The sequence below is a fragment of the Streptomyces beijiangensis genome (genome assembly GCF_017315755.1).
GTDB classification, from domain to species: Bacteria; Actinomycetota; Actinomycetes; order Streptomycetales; family Streptomycetaceae; genus Streptomyces; species Streptomyces beijiangensis.
In genome coordinates this window covers 1-287 of the sequence record NZ_JAFLRJ010001331.1, presented here as the reverse complement: position 1 = coordinate 287, position 287 = coordinate 1, and the positions used below count along the sequence as shown (strand labels likewise).

Annotated in this window: 1 protein-coding gene; it reads right to left on the bottom strand. The window is 76.3% G+C overall.

The features are described from left to right. On the bottom strand, window positions 1–287 hold a 287-nt coding region (locus tag J0695_RS41705), incomplete at both ends, for an ankyrin repeat domain-containing protein (RefSeq protein WP_206970021.1).

The window sequence follows — 287 nt, the reverse complement described above, 5'->3', positions numbered from 1 at the left end:
CCCATGGCGCCGACCCCGACCTGCCGGGCCCCGGCGGGTCGGGGTCGGCGCCATGGGCGAGGAGGACCTCCGCCGTCTTCCCGTACCCCTTCTGAGCCGCCCAGGTCATCGCCGTGAAATCGAGCTCCTCACGGAGATCGGGCTCCGCGCCCGCCGCGAGGAGTGCCCGTACGACCTCGGTGTGGCCGCCGCTCGCCGCGCCGCACAGCGGCAGGTCGACGGTGTCGTCGCCGCTCGGCCGGTTCGGGTCGGCGCCGGCCGCGAGCAGCAGCCGTACGATGCCGGGC